Origin of the sequence: Pseudomonas abietaniphila, from assembly GCF_900100795.1 — a bacterium.
Taxonomy (GTDB): Bacteria; Pseudomonadota; Gammaproteobacteria; order Pseudomonadales; family Pseudomonadaceae; genus Aquipseudomonas; species Aquipseudomonas abietaniphila.
The window spans coordinates 15,024-33,585 of record NZ_FNCO01000026.1 but is presented as its reverse complement, the minus strand read 5'-3'; the positions used below and the strand labels follow the sequence as shown (position 1 = coordinate 33,585).

Here is an 18,562-nt window from a genome sequence, read left to right as displayed (position 1 = left end):
CAACACCAACAAAAAGCCCCTGCCGTGAAGATCACGACAGGGGCTTTTTGTTGAGTAGGCGTCAGAACTGCGATTGCAGGTAGTTCTCCAAACCAATGGACTTGATCAGACCCATCTGCTTTTCGAGCCAGTAGGTGTGGTCCTCTTCGGTGTCAGCGAGCTGGACACGCAGGATGTCGCGACTGACGTAGTCCTTGTGTTGCTCACAGAGCGCGATACCCTTGCACAGCGCCGCACGAACCTTATATTCGAGACGAAGGTCGCTGGCGAGCATCTCAGGCACCGTGGTGCCGACGTCAAGATCGTCCGGGCGCATGCGCGGCGTACCTTCAAGCATCAGAATCCGGCGCATCAACGCATCAGCGTGCTGTGCCTCTTCTTCCATCTCGTGATTGATACGCTCGTACAGCTTACTGAAACCCCAATCCTCATACATCCGGGAATGGATGAAGTATTGATCGCGCGCAGCCAATTCGCCGGTCAGCAGCGTGTTGAGGTAATCGATGACGTCCGGGTGGCCTTGCATCGCCGTGAATCTCCTTCGTGAAAGTCGATAGTTTGAACCAACATCACGGACAGGTCACTCGATCAAAGGCAGAAAAACGAAGAAATACCGTGAATTTCTGACATTTGGTGCTGAAAACGCGGCTAAATGAGGAGAGTTCCGTTTATCACTTAGACTTAGCGCAATAGTTGCGCAAAGTAACTGATAACGCGTTGTATTTCGTCAAATGCGAAAAACAAAAAACCGGGCACTAGGCCCGGTTCTTTGTAACGAGTGACGTCTTATTCAGCAGCTTCTACAGAGCCGCCGACAGGACGATCAACCAGTTCGACGTACGCCATTGGCGCGTTGTCGCCAGCGCGGAAACCGCACTTGAGGATGCGCAGGTAGCCACCCTCACGAGTTGCATAACGCTTGCCCAAATCGTTGAACAGCTTACCGACCATTTCTTTCGAACGGGTGCGGTCAAATGCCAGACGACGGTTGGCGACGCTATCAACCTTGGCCAGGGTGATCAGCGGCTCGGCAACGCGGCGCAGTTCCTTGGCTTTCGGCAGGGTAGTTTTGATCAGCTCGTGCTCGAACAGCGACACCGCCATGTTCTGGAACATGGCCTTGCGGTGAGAGCTGGTACGGCTCAGGTGACGTCCACTTTTACGATGACGCATGGTTCATTCCTTACCAAACACAACGTTCGGTGATTACGACGATCAGGCAGTCGCCTTGTCGTCCTTCTTAAGACTTGCAGGCGGCCAGTTGTCGAGGCGCATGCCGAGGGAGAGACCACGAGAAGCCAGAACGTCCTTGATTTCGGTCAAGGATTTCTTGCCCAGGTTCGGAGTCTTCAACAGTTCTACTTCGGTGCGCTGAATCAGGTCGCCGATGTAGTAAATGTTCTCCGCCTTAAGGCAGTTGGCCGAACGTACGGTCAGTTCCAAATCGTCAACCGGACGAAGCAGGATCGGATCGATCTCGTCTTCCTGTTCGACTACCACTGGCTCACTGTCACCTTTGAGGTCGACGAACGCAGCCAGCTGCTGTTGCAGAATGGTTGCAGCGCGACGGATTGCCTCTTCAGGATCCAGAGTACCGTTGGTTTCCAGATCAATAACCAGTTTGTCCAGGTTAGTACGTTGTTCGACACGGGCGTTTTCCACCACGTATGCGATACGACGAACCGGGCTGAACGAGGAGTCAAGCTGCAAGCGACCGATGCTGCGGCTTTCGTCTTCGTCGCTCTGACGCGAGTCTGCTGGTTCATAACCGCGACCACGAGCTACAACGAGCTTCATGTTCAGGGCGCCGTTAGACGCCAGGTTAGCGATTACGTGATCGGGGTTAACGATCTCGACATCATGATCCAGCTGAATATCGGCAGCGGTAACCACCCCCGAACCCTTCTTCGACAAGGTCAGCGTAACTTCGTCTCGACCGTGCAGCTTGATAGCCAGACCTTTAAGGTTCAACAGGATTTCAATGACATCTTCCTGTACACCTTCGATGGCGCTGTACTCGTGGAGTACACCGTCAATCTCGGCCTCGACTACTGCACAGCCGGGCATGGAGGACAACAGGATGCGGCGCAGCGCGTTGCCCAGGGTATGGCCGAAACCACGCTCGAGAGGCTCGAGTGTGATTTTGGCGCGGGTTGGACTGACAACCTGCACATCAATGTGGCGGGGTGTCAGGAACTCATTTACCGAAATCTGCATGGATGCACCTATTTTCTAGCCCTTACTTGGAGTAGAGCTCGACAATCAGGCTTTCGTTGATGTCGGCGGACAGATCACTGCGAGCTGGAACGCTTTTGAAAACGCCAGATTTCTTCTCAGTGTCTACTTCTACCCATTCTACGCGGCCACGTTGGGCACACAGATCGAGAGCCTGGACGATACGCAGTTGGTTTTTCGCTTTTTCGCGAATAGCGACTACGTCACCAGCACGAACCTGGTAGGACGGAACGTTAACGGTTTTGCCGTTTACGCTAACCGACTTGTGCGATACCAGTTGACGCGATTCGGCACGAGTAGAACCGAAGCCCATACGGTATACGACGTTGTCCAGACGGCATTCGAGCAGTTGCAGCAGGTTCTCGCCAGTAGCGCCTTTCTTGCCGGCAGCTTCTTTGTAGTAACCGCTGAACTGACGCTCGAGAACGCCATAGATACGACGGACTTTCTGCTTTTCACGCAGCTGGGTACCGTAGTCGGATTGGCGACCGCGGCGCTGACCGTGGATACCTGGTGCAGCTTCGATGTTGCATTTCGATTCGATCGCGCGCACGCCGCTCTTCAGAAAGAGATCGGTGCCTTCGCGACGAGCGAGTTTGCATTTTGGACCAATGTAACGAGCCATTCTTTACAATCTCCTGGATTACACGCGGCGCTTCTTCGGCGGACGGCACCCGTTGTGCGGGATTGGCGTCACGTCGGTGATGCTGGCGATCTTGTAGCCACAGCCGTTCAAAGCACGAACTGCAGATTCACGACCTGGACCTGGACCCTTGACGTTAACGTCGAGGTTTTTCAGGCCGTATTCCAGCGCAGCTTGACCAGCACGCTCAGCAGCTACTTGAGCAGCGAACGGGGTGGACTTGCGGGAACCGCGGAAACCCGAACCACCGGAGGTAGCCCAGGAAAGAGCGTTACCTTGACGGTCGGTAATGGTCACGATGGTGTTGTTAAAAGATGCATGGATGTGGGCGATGCCATCAACCACTGTCTTTTTAACTTTTTTACGAGGACGAGCAGCAGGTTTTGCCATGATTTAATTCCTGTCGATTCGCTGGGGCGATTACTTGCGGATCGGCTTACGCGGACCTTTACGGGTACGCGCGTTAGTCTTGGTACGCTGACCGCGTACTGGAAGACCACGACGATGACGCAGACCGCGATAGCAACCGAGGTCCATCAAGCGCTTGATTTTCATGTTGATTTCGCGACGCAGGTCACCTTCAGTGGTGAACTTCGCGACTTCGCCACGCAGCTGTTCAATCTGCTCGTCGCTCAGATCTTTGATCTTTGCCGCCGGGTTAACCCCGGTGGTAGCACAGATTTTCTGTGCAGTCGTGCGACCAACACCATAGATGTAGGTCAGCGAGATAACAGTATGCTTGTTATCTGGAATGTTAACGCCTGCAATACGGGCCATTCAGTGGGACTCCAATTGACAGCTACCTACGCCCCGGAAGCCAAGAAATAGGGCGCGAGATAATATCGCTGTAATAACAAATAATCAACCCAGCAGCGCACTAGCTGCTGGGCTTTTAGCACAGATCACACTCAGCCTTGGCGCTGCTTGTGACGTGGTTCCGCGCTGCAAATTACTCGAACAACACCTTCGCGGCGAATAATCTTGCAGTTACGGCACAGCTTTTTCACCGATGCACGAACTTTCATCACCAACTCCTCGAACCTTATGGGTGCTTCAGCGCAGCATGCCGCTGCCGTAGCCCTTCAGGTTGGCTTTCTTCATCAGGGATTCATACTGGTGCGAAACGAGGTGAGATTGCACTTGGGACATGAAGTCCATCACAACCACGACCACGATCAGCAACGAGGTCCCGCCAAGGTAGAACGGCACGTTTGCAGCAACCACCAGGAACTGGGGCAGCAAGCACACGGCCATCATATATAGAGCACCGAACATGGTCAGACGGGTCAGAACGCCATCAATATAGCGCGCCGACTGCTCACCAGGACGAATGCCCGGAATAAAGGCACCGGACTTCTTCAGGTTTTCCGCTACGTCTTTCGGATTGAACATCAACGCCGTATAGAAGAAGCAGAAGAAAATAATCCCTGCACTAAACAGCAGAATATTCAACGGCTGACCAGGAGCGATCGACTGTGAGATGTCCTGCAACCAGCCCATACCTTCAGACTGACCGAACCAGGCACCCAACGAAGCCGGAAACAGCAAGATGCTGCTTGCGAAAATGGCTGGAATAACACCCGCCATGTTCACTTTCAGCGGCAGGTGGCTGGTCTGCGCAGCGAAGACCTTACGGCCCTGCTGACGCTTGGCGTAGTGAACAGCGATACGACGCTGACCACGCTCAATGAACACCACGAAACCGATAATCGCTACTGCCAGCAAACCGATGGCGACCAAAGCGAAAATGTTGATATCACCCTGACGTGCAGACTCGAAAGACTGCCCGATCGCTCTCGGAAGACCGGCGACGATACCCGAAAAAATCAACATCGAGATACCGTTACCAACACCGCGCTCAGTGATCTGCTCGCCCAGCCACATCATGAACAGCGCACCAGCCACAAAGGTGGTGACCGCCACGAAGTGGAAGCCGATATCTGCAGAGAAAGCAACGCCCTGACCGGCCAAACCAATGGACATGCCAATAGCTTGAACCAGTGCCAGGACGACGGTGCCATAGCGGGTGTATTGGCTGATCTTACGACGACCAGCCTCACCTTCCTTCTTCAACTGCTCCAGCTGTGGGCTGACAGCGGTCATGAGCTGCATGATGATCGATGCCGAGATGTACGGCATGATCCCCAGTGCAAAAATGCTCATGCGCTCCAGCGCACCACCGGAAAACATGTTGAACAAGCTAAGAATGGTCCCCTCATTCTGTCGAAACAGGTCCGCCAGCCGGTCAGGGTTGATACCTGGAACTGGGATATGCGCACCGATCCGGTAGACGATAATCGCCAGGAACAGGAAACGCAGTCGAGCCCAGAGCTCGGACAACCCGCCGCTTTTGCTGAGCGCTGAGAGAGCACCTTGCTTAGCCATTTATTCCTCGAACTTGCCGCCAGCTGCTTCGATAGCCGCACGCGCACCTTTGGTGGCTGCGATACCTTTGAGGGTGACCGCGCGAGTAACCTCACCGGACAGCATGATTTTCACGCGCTGTACGTTTTGGTTGATCACGTTGGCATCCTTCAGGGACTGCACAGTTACAACGCCTTCAACTTTAGCCAGCTCGGAGGTGCGAACTTCTGCACGATCCATCGCTTTCAAAGAGACGAAGCCGAACTTAGGCAGACGACGGTGCAACGGCTGTTGGCCGCCTTCGAAGCCCGGAGCAATGGTGCCACCGGAGCGGGAGGTCTGACCTTTGTGGCCGCGGCCACCGGTCTTACCCAAACCGCTACCGATACCACGGCCCGGACGATGCTTCTCGCGACGGGAACCCGGCGCTGGACTCAGATCATTGAGTTTCATCGATTAACCCTCGACTCGCAGCATGTAGTAAGCCTTGTTGATCATTCCACGGTTTTCCGGGGTATCAACGACTTCTACAGTGTGACCGATGCGACGCAGACCCAGACCCTTAACGCACAGTTTGTGGTTAGGGATACGGCCGGTCATGCTTTTGATCAAAGTAACTTTTACGGTAGCCATGATCAGATGATCTCCTGCACGTTCAGGCCGCGTTTGGCAGCGATGGACTCAGGAGACTGCATGGCCTTCAAACCTTTGAACGTCGCGTGAACAACGTTGACTGGGTTGGTCGAACCGTAGCATTTGGCCAGAACGTTCTGGACACCAGCAACTTCCAGGACAGCACGCATTGCGCCGCCGGCGATGATGCCAGTACCGTCAGAAGCAGGCTGCATGTAAACCTTCGAAGCGCCGTGGGCGGACTTCATGGCGTACTGCAGAGTGGTGCCGTTCAGATCAACCTGGATCATGTTGCGGCGAGCAGCTTCCATTGCCTTCTGGATGGCAGCAGGCACTTCACGTGACTTGCCACGGCCGAAGCCAACACGGCCCTTACCATCACCAACCACGGTCAACGCGGTGAAAGTGAAGATACGGCCGCCTTTTACGGTTTTTGCTACGCGATTAACCTGAACCAGCTTCTCGATGTAGCCTTCGTCGCGTTTTTGGTCGTTATTTGCCATAACTTAGAACTCCAGCCCGCCTTCACGAGCAGCATCAGCCAGCGCCTTGACGCGACCGTGGTACTTGAAGCCAGAACGATCAAAAGCCACTTGCGATACGCCTGCGGCTTTCGCACGCTCAGCGATCAGCTGGCCAACTTTAGTGGCCGCGTCGATGTTGCCAGTGGCGCCATCACGCAGTTCTTTGTCCAAAGTCGAGGCGTTCGCCAAGACTTTGCTGCCGTCGGCCGAAATGACCTGGGCATAAATGTGCTGCGAAGAGCGGTACACGCAGAGACGCACGACTTCTAGTTCGTGCATTTTCAGGCGTGCTTTGCGAGCGCGACGCAGTCGGGTAACTTTTTTGACGGTCATTTGCTATGCCCTACTTCTTCTTGGCTTCTTTACGACGGACGACTTCGTCCGCGTAACGCACGCCTTTGCCTTTGTATGGCTCTGGACGGCGGAAGTCGCGGATCTCAGCGGCCACTTGACCAACCAACTGCTTGTCGATACCACGGATGAAGATATCGGTTTGGTTGGGGGTCTCAGCGGTGATGCCTGCTGGCAATTCGTAGTCCACTGGGTGCGAGAAGCCAAGGGCCAGGTTCAGCACCGTGCCTTTTGCTTGCGCTTTGTAACCAACACCGACCAGCTGGAGCTTGCGCTCGAAGCCTTGGCTTACGCCTTGGACCATGTTGTTTACCAACGCACGAGTGGTACCGGCCATTGCGCGAGTTTGTTGATCGCCATTGCGAGCAGCGAAACGCAGCTCACCAGCTTCTTCAACAATTTCAACGGACGAGTGAATGTTCAGGTCGAGAGTACCCTTGGCACCCTTCACCGAAAGCTGCTGGCCGACGAGTTTGACTTCGACGCCTGCTGGCAACTTAACGGGGTTCTTAGCTACGCGTGACATGCTTATCCCCCCTTAGAACACAGTGCAAAGCACTTCGCCGCCGACACCGGCAGCGCGCGCAGCACGATCCGTCATCACACCTTTGTTGGTGGAGACGATAGACACACCGAGACCGCCACGAACTTTTGGCAGATCATCGACGGACTTGTACTGACGCAGACCTGGACGGCTAACGCGCTTGACTTCTTCGATGACCGGACGGCCTTCGAAGTATTTCAGCTCGATAGACAGCAAGGGCTTTGTTTCACTGCTGATCTGATAACCCGCAATATAGCCTTCGTCTTTCAGGACTTTAGCTACAGCCACCTTCAAAGTGGAGGATGGCATGCTTACGACGGGCTTTTCAGCCATCTGGGCATTACGGATACGAGTTAGCATGTCCGCTAACGGGTCCTGCATACTCATGGGCTAGACGCTCCTAATACAAAATAATTAGCCTTGCGGCTACTGCTTGTCGCCAAAAAACTCGTCCACGTAAAAACACGGGCTCTGGCGAGCCGGCAATTCTAGACGCACCCCAGAAACGAATCAAGCCCCAAAAGGGGCTTGATTCGAATTCAGGTCCTACGCTGGTCGGTTTCCGGAGAGCCCGATCAGCGCAGAACGAGAAGTACGACTTACCAGCTGGCTTTAACCAGACCTGGAACGTCACCACGCATTGCAGCTTCACGCAGCTTGTTACGGCCGAGGCCGAACTTGCGGTAAACGCCGTGCGGACGACCAGTCAGGCGGCAACGGTTACGCATGCGCGAAGCGCTTGCGTCACGTGGTTGCTTCTGCAGCGCGACGGTAGCTTCCCAACGAGCTTCTGGACTTGCGTTCAGATCTACGATGATTGCTTTCAGTGCTGCACGCTTGGTGGCGTACTTGGCAACGGTGAGCTGACGCTTCAGCTCACGGTTCTTCATGCTCTTCTTGGCCATTTTCCTACTCCAATCAGTTGCGGAACGGGAATTTGAAAGCACGCAGCAGAGCGCGGCCTTCGTCATCGTTCTTGGCAGTGGTGGTCAGGGTAATGTCCAGACCGCGGAGAGCATCGATCTTGTCGTAGTCGATTTCCGGGAAAATGATCTGCTCTTTCACGCCCATGCTGTAGTTGCCACGACCATCGAAGGACTTGGCATTCAGGCCGCGGAAGTCGCGAACCCGAGGCAGGGAGATCGACAACAGACGATCCAGGAATTCGTACATACGATCGCGGCGCAGAGTCACTTTGACGCCGATCGGCCAACCTTCACGGACTTTAAAGCCAGCGATGGATTTCCGAGCGTAAGTCACAACGACTTTTTGACCGGTGATCTTTTCCAGGTCAGCAACAGCGTGCTCGATGACTTTCTTGTCGCCGATCGCTTCGCCCAGACCCATGTTCAGGGTGATCTTTGTTACGCGTGGAACTTCCATCACGTTCGCAAGCTTAAGCTCTTCCTTAAGCTTGGGTGCGATTTCCTTCCAGTAAATCTCTTTCAGTCGTGCCATGGTCTTCTACCTAGCAGTGTTCAAGCATCAACCGCTTTTTGGGTCGACTTGAAGACACGAATTTTTTTGCCGTCTTCAACTTTGAAACCAACGCGGTCAGCCTTGTTGGTTGCGCCGTTGAAAATGGCGACGTTGGAAGCGTGCAGTGGCGCTTCTTTCTCGACGATACCGCCCTGTACGCCCGACATCGGGTTAGGCTTGGTATGACGCTTCACCAGGTTGATCCCACCAACGACCAGACGGTCGTCAGCGAGAACCTTGAGCACCTTACCGCGCTTACCTTTGTCTTTGCCGGCGATCACGATGATCTCGTCGTCACGACGAATCTTTTGCATGTCGGATCTCCTTACAGCACTTCTGGGGCGAGCGAGACGATCTTCATGAACTTCTCAGTACGAAGCTCACGGGTCACTGGCCCAAAGATACGGGTGCCAATCGGCTCTTGCTTGTTGTTCAACAGAACAGCAGCGTTGCCATCGAAGCGGATGATGGAGCCGTCTGCACGACGAACACCGTGGCGAGTGCGGACTACAACAGCAGTCATCACTTGGCCTTTTTTCACCTTGCCGCGAGGAATTGCTTCCTTGACGGTTACTTTGATGATGTCACCGATACCAGCGTAACGACGATGAGAGCCACCAAGCACCTTGATGCACATAACGCGGCGAGCGCCGCTGTTATCGGCCACATCGAGCATGGATTGAGTCTGAATCATATAATTTCTCCGACCCCTAGCCCTTAGACTTCCACAGCGCGTTCGAGAACATCAACCAGCGCCCAAGATTTGGTCTTGGCCATCGGACGAGTTTCACGAATCGTGACCTTGTCGCCGATGTGGCATTGGTTGGTTTCGTCGTGCGCGTGCAGCTTAGTCGAACGCTTAACGTATTTACCGTAGATCGGGTGCTTAACGCGACGCTCGATCAGAACGGTGATGGTCTTGTCCATCTTGTCGCTGACAACACGGCCAGTCAGCGTACGGACGGTTTTTTCGGCTTCAGCCATGATTACTTACCTGCCTGCTGGTTGAGCACAGTCTTCACGCGAGCGATGTCACGCTTAACTTGCGAGAGCAGGTGAGACTGCCCCAACTGGCCAGTTGCCTTCTGCATACGCAGATTGAACTGGTCGCGCAGCAAGCCGAGCAGTTGCTCGTTCAGTTGCTGTGCTGATTTTTCACGAAGTTCATTCGCTTTCATCACATCACCGTCCGCTTAACAAAGGAGGTGGCGAGCGGCAGCTTTGCAGCAGCCAGGGCGAAAGCCTCACGCGCCAACTCTTCGGAAACACCCTCGATTTCATACAGGACTTTGCCTGGCTGAATCTGGGCAACCCAGTATTCGACGTTACCCTTACCTTTACCCATACGAACTTCGAGGGGCTTTTTGGAGATAGGCTTGTCCGGGAATACACGGATCCAGATCTTGCCACCACGTTTTACGTGACGGGTCAGAGCACGACGCGCTGACTCGATCTGACGAGCGGTGAGACGACCACGAGCAACAGACTTCAGCGCATACTCGCCGAAGCTGACTTTGCTACCGCGCAATGCCAGACCACGGTTGTGGCCGGTCATCTGCTTGCGGAACTTCGTACGCTTTGGTTGCAACATTTGGCGTACCCCTTACTTAGCAGCTTTTTTACGAGGCGCTGGTGCTTGTGGCTTCAGCTCTTCTTGGCGACCACCGATTACTTCGCCTTTGAAGATCCAAACCTTTACACCGATCACACCGTAGGTGGTGTGAGCTTCGTAGTTGGCATAGTCGATGTCGGCACGCAGGGTGTGCAGTGGCACACGACCTTCGCGATACCATTCAGTACGTGCGATTTCAGCACCGCCGAGACGACCGCTCACTTGGATTTTGATGCCTTTGGCACCAATGCGCATGGCGTTCTGTACTGCGCGCTTCATAGCGCGACGGAACATTACACGACGCTCCAGCTGCTGAGCTACGCTCTGCGCAACCAGCATACCGTCGAGCTCCGGCTTGCGGATCTCTTCGATATTGATGTGCACAGGCACACCCATTTGCTTGGTCAGGTCCTGACGCAGTTTCTCAACATCTTCACCTTTCTTGCCGATCACGATGCCGGGACGAGCGGTGTGGATGGTGATACGTGCAGTTTGAGCCGGACGATGGATATCGATACGGCTTACGGACGCGCTTTTTAGTTTGTCTTGGAGATACTCACGCACCTTCAGATCAGCGAACAAGTAGTCCGCATAAGTCCGACCGTCTGCGTACCAGACGGAGGTGTGCTCCTTGACGATTCCCAGGCGAATGCCAATGGGATGTACTTTCTGACCCATCTCTTCGACTCCGTTACTTGTCAGCAACCTTGACAGTGATATGGCAAGACCGCTTGACGATGCGATCAGCACGGCCTTTGGCACGTGGCATGATGCGCTTCAGCGAACGCCCTTCGTTGACGAAAACGGTGGAGACCTTCAGGTCATCAACGTCTGCGCCTTCGTTATGCTCGGCGTTGGCTACGGCCGACTCCAGCACTTTTTTCATGATCTCGGCGGCTTTCTTACTGCTGAAAGCCAACAGGTTGAGCGCTTCGCCCACCTTCTTCCCGCGGATCTGGTCGGCGACCAAGCGGGCTTTCTGGGCGGAGATTCGAGCGCCCGACAACTTAGCGGCTACTTCCATCGTTCCTTACCCCTTAACGCTTGGCTTTCTTGTCTGCCACGTGCCCACGATAAGTGCGGGTACCGGCAAACTCGCCCAGTTTGTGGCCGACCATGTCTTCGTTCACGAGAACAGGAACATGCTGACGACCGTTATGCACAGCAATGGTCAAACCGACCATTTGTGGCAGGATCATCGAACGACGCGACCAGGTCTTAACTGGTTTGCGATCGTTCTTTTCCGCCGCCACTTCGATCTTCTTCAGTAGGTGAAGATCAATAAAAGGACCTTTTTTCAGAGAACGTGGCACTGTCGTATCCCTCTATTTACTTGCGACGACGGACGATCATTTTGTCGGTACGCTTATTACCACGAGTCTTCGCGCCCTTAGTCGGGAAGCCCCACGGCGATACCGGATGACGACCACCAGAGGTACGACCTTCACCACCACCATGTGGGTGGTCAACCGGGTTCATGGCAACACCACGAACGGTTGGGCGAACGCCACGCCAGCGTTTGGCACCAGCTTTACCCAGCGAACGCAGGCTGTGCTCGGAGTTCGAAACTTCACCCAGAGTTGCACGGCATTCGGACAGGACTTTACGCATTTCACCGGAGCGAAGACGCAGAGTCACGTAGACACCTTCACGAGCGATCAGCTGAGCCGAAGCACCAGCGGAGCGAGCGATCTGAGCACCTTTACCAGGCTTGAGCTCGATACCGTGAACGGTAGAACCGACTGGGATGTTGCGCAGTTGCAGAGCGTTACCCGGCTTGATTGGAGCCAAAGCGCCTGCAATCAGCTGGTCGCCAGCACTCACACCCTTAGGTGCGATGATGTAACGACGCTCGCCATCTGCGTACAGCAGCAGTGCGATGTGAGCAGTACGGTTTGGATCGTATTCGATACGCTCGACAGTGGCAGCGATGCCATCTTTGTCGTTGCGACGGAAATCGACCAGACGATAATGCTGCTTATGACCACCACCAACGTGACGAGTGGTAATACGGCCATTATTGTTACGACCACCAGACTTCGATTTTTTCTCGAGCAGCGGTGCGTGAGGAGCGCCTTTATGCAGCTCCTGGTTGACCACCTTGACCACAAAACGGCGGCCAGGGGAAGTCGGTTTGCATTTAACGATTGCCATGATGCACCCCTTCCTTACTCAGCACTGCTGCTGAAATCGAGATCTTGGCCTGGCTGAAGGGAGATAACTGCCTTCTTCCAGTCATTACGCTTGCCCAGGCCGCGAGCAGTACGCTTGGTCTTACCCAGAACATTCAGGGTAGTCACGCGCTCTACTTTCACGCTGAACAGGCTTTCGACGGCCTTCTTGATTTCCAGCTTGGTTGCGTCAGTAGCAACCTTGAAAACGAACTGACCTTTTTTGTCTGCCAGAACCGTAGCCTTCTCGGAAACGTGCGGGCCAAGCAGAACTTTAAATACGCGTTCCTGGTTCATCCCAGCAGCTCCTCGAATTTCTTCACGGCCGACACAGTGATCAACACTTTGTCGTATGCGATCAGACTAACTGGATCGGAACCTTGAACATCACGTACATCTACGTGCGGCAGGTTACGAGCAGCCAGGTACAGATTCTGGTCGACAGCGTCCGACACGATCAGAACGTCGGTCAGGCTCATGTCGTTCAGTTTGCCCAGCAGGTCTTTGGTTTTCGGCGATTCAACGGCGAAATCCTGAACCACGACCAGACGATCAGTACGCACCAGTTCAGCAAGGATGGAGCGCAGTGCTGCGCGATACATCTTCTTGTTGAGCTTCTGAGAGTGATCCTGAGGCCGCGCTGCGAAGGTAGTACCACCGCCACGCCAGATTGGGCTACGGATAGTACCGGCACGAGCACGGCCAGTACCCTTCTGACGCCATGGGCGCTTGCCGCCACCGGAAACGTCGGAACGGGTCTTTTGCTGCTTGCTGCCCTGACGGCCGCCAGCCATGTAGGCAACGACTGCTTGGTGAACCAGCGTCTCGTTGAACTCGCCACCGAATGTCAGTTCGGAAACTTCGATCGCTTGAGCGTCATTTACATTTAATTGCATGTCAGCTTCCCCTTAACCGCGAGCCTTGGCTGCTGGACGTACAACCACATTGCCGCCAGTAGCGCCAGGAACAGCACCCTTGACCAACAACAGATTGCGTTCAGCGTCCACGCGCACCACTTCCAGGGACTGCACGGTCACGCGCTCAGCGCCCATATGACCGGACATTTTTTTGCCCTTGAATACACGACCAGGAGTCTGGCACTGGCCGATAGAGCCCGGGACGCGGTGGGAAACGGAGTTACCGTGAGTATTATCTTGACCACGGAAATTGTGGCGCTTGATAGTACCTGCGAAACCCTTACCCTTGGACTGACCAGTCACATCGACCAGTTGACCAGCGGCGAAGATTTCTGCATTGATCAGATCACCAGCCTGGTACTCGCCTTCTTCAAGACGGAATTCCAGAACAGTGCGACCAGCGGCAACGTTCGCTTTAGCGAAGTGACCTGCCTGAGCAGCAGTCACGCGCGAAGCACGACGCTCACCGACAGTGACTTGCACTGCACGATAGCCATCGCTTTCTTCGGTTTTGAACTGGGTGACGCGATTCGGCTCGATCTCAATGACCGTGACCGGAATGGAGACACCTTCTTCGGTGAAAATACGGGTCATACCGCATTTACGACCGACTACACCAATAGTCATGTTGTAAACCTCATGAGTGTACGGGGCTTTCACCCGCTATGGCCGCCCATTTCAGAGCGTTACACGACTAAGACCCAAGTCTTAGCCGAGGCTGATCTGCACTTCCACACCTGCCGCAAGATCAAGCTTCATAAGTGCATCAACGGTTTTATCCGTTGGCTGGACGATGTCCAGAACGCGCTTATGAGTACGGATCTCGTACTGGTCACGCGCGTCTTTGTTGACGTGCGGGGAGACCAGAACGGTGAACCGCTCTTTACGGGTAGGCAGTGGAATTGGACCACGCACTTGAGCACCAGTACGTTTCGCGGTTTCCACGATTTCCTGGGTGGATTGGTCGATCAGGCGATGGTCAAAGGCCTTCAACCTGATACGGATTTGCTGATTTTGCATTGGATTTCAGACTCCAGGCTACTTCCCACCGAGCGCAATACGCCCGTTAAAAGGAGGCGCAATTCTATAGACGAGCTAACAGAGTGTCAACCCAATAAAAAAGCCCCCGCAAGCGGGGGCTTTTTCTCAAATCAACGCTTAGGCGATGATTTTGGCTACGACGCCAGCGCCGACGGTACGACCGCCTTCACGGATAGCGAAACGCAGACCGTCTTCCATTGCGATTGGCTTGATCAGAGTGACGGAAACTTTAACGTTGTCACCTGGCATAACCATTTCGGTGCCTTCCGGCAGTTCGCAGCTACCAGTTACGTCGGTAGTACGGAAGTAGAACTGTGGACGGTAGCCTTTGAAGAACGGAGTGTGACGACCGCCTTCTTCCTTGCTCAGAACGTAGATTTCAGCTTCGAACTGAGTGTGAGGCTTAACGGTACCCGGCTTAACCAGAACCTGACCACGCTCAACGTCGTCACGCTTGGTGCCACGCAGCAGTACGCCACAGTTCTCGCCAGCACGACCTTCGTCCAGCAGCTTGCGGAACATCTCAACGCCAGTGCAAGTAGTCTTGGTGGTGTCACGCAGACCCACGATCTCGACTTCTTCCTGGATCTTGATGATGCCACGCTCAACACGGCCAGTTACAACAGTACCGCGACCCGAGATCGAGAATACGTCTTCGATTGGCATCAGGAATGGCTTGTCGATAGCACGAACTGGTTCTGGGATGTAGCTGTCCAGAGTCTCAACCAGCTTCTTAACGGCCGAGGTACCCATTTCGTTGTCGTCTTGGCCGTTCAGAGCCATCAGAGCCGAACCGATGATGATCGGAGTGTCGTCGCCTGGGAAATCGTAAGTGCTCAGCAGATCACGAACTTCCATTTCAACCAGTTCCAGCAGCTCAGCGTCGTCAACCATGTCAGCCTTATTCAGGAAGACAACGATGTACGGAACGCCAACCTGACGGGACAGCAGGATGTGCTCACGGGTTTGTGGCATCGGACCATCAGCGGCCGAGCAAACCAGGATAGCGCCGTCCATCTGAGCAGCACCGGTGATCATGTTTTTTACGTAGTCGGCGTGACCTGGGCAGTCAACGTGCGCGTAGTGGCGAACGGCCGAATCGTATTCAACGTGAGCGGTGTTGATGGTGATACCACGAGCTTTTTCTTCTGGCGCGCTGTCGATTTTGTCGAAGTCGACTTTAGCCGAACCGAAAACTTCGGAGCAGACGCGAGTCAGAGCAGCGGTCAGAGTGGTTTTACCGTGGTCAACGTGACCGATAGTGCCAACGTTGACGTGCGGTTTGTTACGTTCAAATTTTTCTTTAGCCACGACAAATAACTCCTAGCCTAAAGGCGCTGAATCAGCCTTGTTTTTTGGTTACAGTTTCGACGATGTGCGACGGCGCTGTATTGTATTTTTTGAATTCCATAGAGTAGCTTGCGCGACCTTGGGACATGGAGCGGACATCGGTCGCATAACCGAACATCTCACCCAGCGGAACCTCAGCGCGAATTACCTTGCCGGAAACCGTGTCTTCCATACCCAGGATCATGCCGCGACGACGGTTAAGGTCGCCCATCACGTCACCCATATAGTCTTCAGGCGTAACAACCTCTACCGCCATGATCGGCTCAAGCAACTCACCACCGCCCTTCTGGGCCAGTTGCTTGGTCGCCATGGAGGCAGCCACCTTAAACGCCATCTCGTTCGAGTCGACGTCGTGGTAAGAACCATCAAACACGGTAGCCTTCAGGCCGATCAGCGGATAGCCGGCAACTACGCCGTTCTTCATCTGCTCTTCGATACCCTTCTGGATAGCCGGGATGTATTCCTTAGGAACCACACCACCCACTACTTCGTTTACGAATTGCAGACCTTCCTGACCTTCGTCAGCAGGTGCAAAACGAATCCAGCAGTGGCCGAACTGACCACGACCACCGGACTGACGAACGAACTTGCCTTCGATTTCACAGTTTTTCGTGATGCGCTCACGATACGAAACCTGAGGCTTACCGATGTTGGCTTCGACGTTGAACTCACGGCGCATCCGGTCAACCAGGATGTCCAGGTGCAATTCGCCCATGCCAGAGATGATCGTTTGACCAGTCTCTTCATCAGTCTTGACGCGGAAAGAAGGGTCTTCTTGAGCGAGTTTGCCCAGTGCGATACCCATTTTTTCCTGGTCATCCTTGGTTTTTGGCTCAACCGCAACCGAAATAACCGGCTCCGGGAAGTCCATCCGCACGAGGATGATTGGCTTGTCGGCGCTGCACAAGGTTTCACCAGTGGTGACGTCCTTCATGCCGATCAAGGCCGCGATGTCACCAGCGCGAACTTCCTTGATCTCTTCACGGGCGTTAGCGTGCATTTGCACCATACGACCCACGCGCTCTTTCTTGCCCTTGACCGAGTTGATCACGCCGTCGCCGGATGCCAACACGCCCGAGTAAACGCGGACGAAGGTCAAAGTACCCACGAATGGGTCGGTTGCGATCTTGAACGCCAAAGCCGAGAACGGCTCTTCGTCGTCTGCATGACGCTCCATCTGGACTTCTTCGTCATCAGGATCGGAACCCTTGATGGCCGGGATGTCGGTCGGAGCAGGCAAGTAGTCGATAACGGCGTCGAGAACCAGGGGAACACCCTTGTTCTTGAACGAAGAACCACAAACAGCCAGAACGATCTCACCAGCGATAGTACGCTGACGCAGAGCGGCCTTGATTTCCTCGTTGGTGAGCTCTTCGCCTTCGAGGTACTTGTTCATCAGCTCTTCGCTGGCTTCGGCAGCAGCCTCAACCATATTGCTGCGCCACTCATCAGCCAGATCCTGCAGTTCTGCAGGAATTGGCTCACGGCGTGGAGCCATGCCTTTGTCAGCGTCGTTCCAGTAAACCGCTTCCATGGTCATCAGATCGATCTGACCCTGGAAGTTGTCTTCTGCACCGATAGCCAACTGGATAGGCACCGGAGTGTGGCCCAGACGCTGCTTGATCTGAGCGATCACACGCAGGAAGTTGGCGCCAGCACGGTCCATCTTGTTCACGTAAACGATACGCGGAACACCGTATTTGTTGGCTTGACGCCATACGGTTTCGGACTGCGGCTCTACACCGGAAGTACCACAGAACACGACGACCGCGCCGTCAAGCACACGCAGGGAACGTTCAACTTCGATGGTGAAGTCTACGTGGCCCGGGGTGTCAATGACGTTGAAACGGTACTGGTCCTTGTGCTGCTTCTGAGAGCCCTGCCAGAAGGCGGTAATAGCAGCAGAAGTAATGGTGATACCACGCTCCTGCTCCTGAACCATCCAGTCTGTGGTCGCGGCGCCGTCATGCACCTCGCCCATCTTGTGACTTTTGCCAGTGTAAAAAAGGACGCGCTCGGTGGTGGTGGTTTTACCAGCATCCACGTGAGCAACGATACCGATGTTACGGTAGCGGTTAATCGGAGTAGTACGAGCCATAAAGCCCTCGCAAAATTAGTGACGCTGAAATTAGAAGCGGTAGTGCGAGAAAGCCTTGTTGGCCTCAGCCATACGGTGCACGTCTTCACGCTTCTTGACCGCAGCACCTTTGCCTTCAGCGGCGTCCAGCAGTTCGCCAGCCAAACGCAGAGCCATAGACTTCTCACCGCGCTTGCGCGCGAAGTCTACCAGCCAACGCATTGCCAGAGCATTACGACGGGACGGACGAACTTCGACCGGAACCTGGTAAGTAGCACCGCCTACACGGCGCGACTTTACTTCGACCAGCGGAGCGATGGCGTCGAGAGCTTTCTCGAAGATTTCCAGGGGGTCGCTGTTCTTGCGTTCTTTAACCTTCTCCAGCGCGCCATAAACGATACGCTCGGCAACGGCTTTCTTGCCGCTTTCCATCACGTGGTTCATGAACTTCGCCAGGATCTGGCTTCCGTATTTTGGATCGTCAAGCACTTCGCGCTTGGCTGCTACGCGTCTTCTTGGCATGGATAAGCCCTCAAACGGTCTTCAGGTTCGCTCGGAATCGGTGCCCTTACGGGACGCCTCCGACCTTACTCTTATCGACTCAGAAAATAAGATGATTCA

Annotated in this window: 32 protein-coding genes; all 32 read right to left on the bottom strand. The window is 54.5% G+C overall.

Annotated features, from left to right (window positions below; all coding sequences use genetic code 11):
- Window positions 1-61 precede the first annotated feature (61 nt).
- On the bottom strand, window positions 62-526 hold the full coding sequence (gene bfr / locus BLS87_RS31310; protein WP_062384501.1) for a bacterioferritin: 465 nt from the start codon (window positions 524-526) through the stop codon (window positions 62-64).
- Window positions 527-786: 260 nt separating this feature from the next.
- Window positions 787-1,173 carry a 50S ribosomal protein L17 gene (rplQ, locus tag BLS87_RS31305; protein ID WP_062384499.1) on the bottom strand — a complete coding sequence of 129 codons (387 nt, stop codon included), beginning with the start codon at window positions 1,171-1,173 and terminating at the stop codon, window positions 787-789.
- Between the two features lie 42 nt (window positions 1,174-1,215).
- Window positions 1,216-2,217, bottom strand: coding sequence for a DNA-directed RNA polymerase subunit alpha (locus tag BLS87_RS31300; RefSeq protein WP_007970428.1), 1,002 nt, complete (start codon window positions 2,215-2,217; stop codon window positions 1,216-1,218).
- A 22-nt stretch (window positions 2,218-2,239) separates the two neighbouring features.
- The gene (gene rpsD, locus BLS87_RS31295) at window positions 2,240-2,860 is read right to left on the bottom strand and encodes a 30S ribosomal protein S4 (RefSeq protein WP_037017742.1); all 621 of its coding nucleotides are present in this window, start codon (window positions 2,858-2,860) and stop codon (window positions 2,240-2,242) included.
- Window positions 2,861-2,878: 18 nt separating this feature from the next.
- Complete coding sequence (rpsK, locus tag BLS87_RS31290; RefSeq protein ID WP_002555466.1) at window positions 2,879-3,268, bottom strand: 30S ribosomal protein S11; 390 nt, start codon at window positions 3,266-3,268, stop codon at window positions 2,879-2,881.
- A 30-nt stretch (window positions 3,269-3,298) separates the two neighbouring features.
- Window positions 3,299-3,655: a 30S ribosomal protein S13 gene (gene rpsM, locus BLS87_RS31285; protein WP_004883692.1), complete on the bottom strand. Its 357-nt coding sequence runs from the start codon at window positions 3,653-3,655 to the stop codon at window positions 3,299-3,301.
- A 131-nt stretch (window positions 3,656-3,786) separates the two neighbouring features.
- Window positions 3,787-3,903 (bottom strand): 50S ribosomal protein L36, encoded by a 117-nt coding sequence (gene rpmJ, locus BLS87_RS31280; protein ID WP_002555468.1) that lies wholly within the window; start codon window positions 3,901-3,903, stop codon window positions 3,787-3,789.
- Window positions 3,904-3,931: 28 nt separating this feature from the next.
- Window positions 3,932-5,263, bottom strand: a complete 1,332-nt coding sequence (gene secY, locus BLS87_RS31275; protein ID WP_062384496.1) for a preprotein translocase subunit SecY — start codon at window positions 5,261-5,263, stop codon at window positions 3,932-3,934.
- Window positions 5,264-5,695: a 50S ribosomal protein L15 gene (gene rplO / locus BLS87_RS31270; RefSeq protein ID WP_037017733.1), complete on the bottom strand. Its 432-nt coding sequence runs from the start codon at window positions 5,693-5,695 to the stop codon at window positions 5,264-5,266. It abuts the gene before it with no gap.
- Between the two features lie 3 nt (window positions 5,696-5,698).
- Window positions 5,699-5,875: a 50S ribosomal protein L30 gene (gene rpmD / locus BLS87_RS31265; RefSeq protein ID WP_028621547.1), complete on the bottom strand. Its 177-nt coding sequence runs from the start codon at window positions 5,873-5,875 to the stop codon at window positions 5,699-5,701.
- Between the two features lie 2 nt (window positions 5,876-5,877).
- Window positions 5,878-6,378: a 30S ribosomal protein S5 gene (rpsE, locus tag BLS87_RS31260; RefSeq protein ID WP_074758966.1), complete on the bottom strand. Its 501-nt coding sequence runs from the start codon at window positions 6,376-6,378 to the stop codon at window positions 5,878-5,880.
- A gap of 3 nt (window positions 6,379-6,381) precedes the next feature.
- Window positions 6,382-6,732 (bottom strand): 50S ribosomal protein L18, encoded by a 351-nt coding sequence (gene rplR, locus BLS87_RS31255; RefSeq protein ID WP_037017727.1) that lies wholly within the window; start codon window positions 6,730-6,732, stop codon window positions 6,382-6,384.
- A gap of 10 nt (window positions 6,733-6,742) precedes the next feature.
- Window positions 6,743-7,276, bottom strand: coding sequence for a 50S ribosomal protein L6 (rplF, locus tag BLS87_RS31250; RefSeq protein WP_074758964.1), 534 nt, complete (start codon window positions 7,274-7,276; stop codon window positions 6,743-6,745).
- A gap of 12 nt (window positions 7,277-7,288) precedes the next feature.
- Complete coding sequence (rpsH, locus tag BLS87_RS31245) at window positions 7,289-7,681, bottom strand: 30S ribosomal protein S8 (RefSeq protein ID WP_020290698.1); 393 nt, start codon at window positions 7,679-7,681, stop codon at window positions 7,289-7,291.
- A gap of 212 nt (window positions 7,682-7,893) precedes the next feature.
- Window positions 7,894-8,199 carry a 30S ribosomal protein S14 gene (gene rpsN / locus BLS87_RS31240; protein WP_003228726.1) on the bottom strand — a complete coding sequence of 102 codons (306 nt, stop codon included), beginning with the start codon at window positions 8,197-8,199 and terminating at the stop codon, window positions 7,894-7,896.
- 13 nt (window positions 8,200-8,212) lie between these two features.
- Entirely contained in the window at window positions 8,213-8,752 is a 540-nt protein-coding gene (gene rplE, locus BLS87_RS31235) for a 50S ribosomal protein L5 (protein ID WP_074758962.1), read from the bottom strand.
- A 20-nt stretch (window positions 8,753-8,772) separates the two neighbouring features.
- Window positions 8,773-9,087 carry a 50S ribosomal protein L24 gene (gene rplX, locus BLS87_RS31230; protein WP_002555478.1) on the bottom strand — a complete coding sequence of 105 codons (315 nt, stop codon included), beginning with the start codon at window positions 9,085-9,087 and terminating at the stop codon, window positions 8,773-8,775.
- 11 nt (window positions 9,088-9,098) lie between these two features.
- Window positions 9,099-9,467: a 50S ribosomal protein L14 gene (gene rplN, locus BLS87_RS31225; protein WP_002555479.1), complete on the bottom strand. Its 369-nt coding sequence runs from the start codon at window positions 9,465-9,467 to the stop codon at window positions 9,099-9,101.
- A 23-nt stretch (window positions 9,468-9,490) separates the two neighbouring features.
- Window positions 9,491-9,757, bottom strand: a complete 267-nt coding sequence (gene rpsQ, locus BLS87_RS31220; RefSeq protein ID WP_003194644.1) for a 30S ribosomal protein S17 — start codon at window positions 9,755-9,757, stop codon at window positions 9,491-9,493.
- A 2-nt stretch (window positions 9,758-9,759) separates the two neighbouring features.
- Window positions 9,760-9,951, bottom strand: coding sequence for a 50S ribosomal protein L29 (gene rpmC, locus BLS87_RS31215; RefSeq protein WP_002555481.1), 192 nt, complete (start codon window positions 9,949-9,951; stop codon window positions 9,760-9,762).
- The gene (gene rplP / locus BLS87_RS31210) at window positions 9,951-10,364 is read right to left on the bottom strand and encodes a 50S ribosomal protein L16 (RefSeq protein WP_019409905.1); all 414 of its coding nucleotides are present in this window, start codon (window positions 10,362-10,364) and stop codon (window positions 9,951-9,953) included. Before rplP ends, rpmC begins: the two co-directional genes overlap by 1 nt.
- A gap of 12 nt (window positions 10,365-10,376) precedes the next feature.
- Entirely contained in the window at window positions 10,377-11,063 is a 687-nt protein-coding gene (gene rpsC / locus BLS87_RS31205) for a 30S ribosomal protein S3 (protein ID WP_003176422.1), read from the bottom strand.
- Between the two features lie 13 nt (window positions 11,064-11,076).
- Complete coding sequence (gene rplV, locus BLS87_RS31200) at window positions 11,077-11,409, bottom strand: 50S ribosomal protein L22 (RefSeq protein WP_003103908.1); 333 nt, start codon at window positions 11,407-11,409, stop codon at window positions 11,077-11,079.
- A 13-nt stretch (window positions 11,410-11,422) separates the two neighbouring features.
- Window positions 11,423-11,698, bottom strand: a complete 276-nt coding sequence (gene rpsS / locus BLS87_RS31195) for a 30S ribosomal protein S19 (protein WP_002555486.1) — start codon at window positions 11,696-11,698, stop codon at window positions 11,423-11,425.
- Between the two features lie 16 nt (window positions 11,699-11,714).
- Window positions 11,715-12,539 carry a 50S ribosomal protein L2 gene (gene rplB, locus BLS87_RS31190; protein WP_062384485.1) on the bottom strand — a complete coding sequence of 275 codons (825 nt, stop codon included), beginning with the start codon at window positions 12,537-12,539 and terminating at the stop codon, window positions 11,715-11,717.
- A gap of 14 nt (window positions 12,540-12,553) precedes the next feature.
- Complete coding sequence (gene rplW, locus BLS87_RS31185; protein WP_008374165.1) at window positions 12,554-12,853, bottom strand: 50S ribosomal protein L23; 300 nt, start codon at window positions 12,851-12,853, stop codon at window positions 12,554-12,556.
- Entirely contained in the window at window positions 12,850-13,452 is a 603-nt protein-coding gene (rplD, locus tag BLS87_RS31180; protein WP_037017717.1) for a 50S ribosomal protein L4, read from the bottom strand. Before rplD ends, rplW begins: the two co-directional genes overlap by 4 nt.
- Window positions 13,453-13,464: 12 nt before the next feature.
- Window positions 13,465-14,100, bottom strand: coding sequence for a 50S ribosomal protein L3 (gene rplC, locus BLS87_RS31175; RefSeq protein ID WP_074758960.1), 636 nt, complete (start codon window positions 14,098-14,100; stop codon window positions 13,465-13,467).
- Window positions 14,101-14,181: 81 nt separating this feature from the next.
- Window positions 14,182-14,493 (bottom strand): 30S ribosomal protein S10, encoded by a 312-nt coding sequence (gene rpsJ, locus BLS87_RS31170; protein WP_003186070.1) that lies wholly within the window; start codon window positions 14,491-14,493, stop codon window positions 14,182-14,184.
- Between the two features lie 138 nt (window positions 14,494-14,631).
- Entirely contained in the window at window positions 14,632-15,825 is a 1,194-nt protein-coding gene (gene tuf / locus BLS87_RS31165) for an elongation factor Tu (RefSeq protein ID WP_074758958.1), read from the bottom strand.
- Between the two features lie 31 nt (window positions 15,826-15,856).
- Window positions 15,857-17,962 carry an elongation factor G gene (gene fusA, locus BLS87_RS31160; protein ID WP_074758956.1) on the bottom strand — a complete coding sequence of 702 codons (2,106 nt, stop codon included), beginning with the start codon at window positions 17,960-17,962 and terminating at the stop codon, window positions 15,857-15,859.
- Window positions 17,963-17,992: 30 nt separating this feature from the next.
- On the bottom strand, window positions 17,993-18,463 hold the full coding sequence (rpsG, locus tag BLS87_RS31155) for a 30S ribosomal protein S7 (protein ID WP_002555493.1): 471 nt from the start codon (window positions 18,461-18,463) through the stop codon (window positions 17,993-17,995).
- Between the last annotated feature and the right edge of the window lie 99 nt (window positions 18,464-18,562).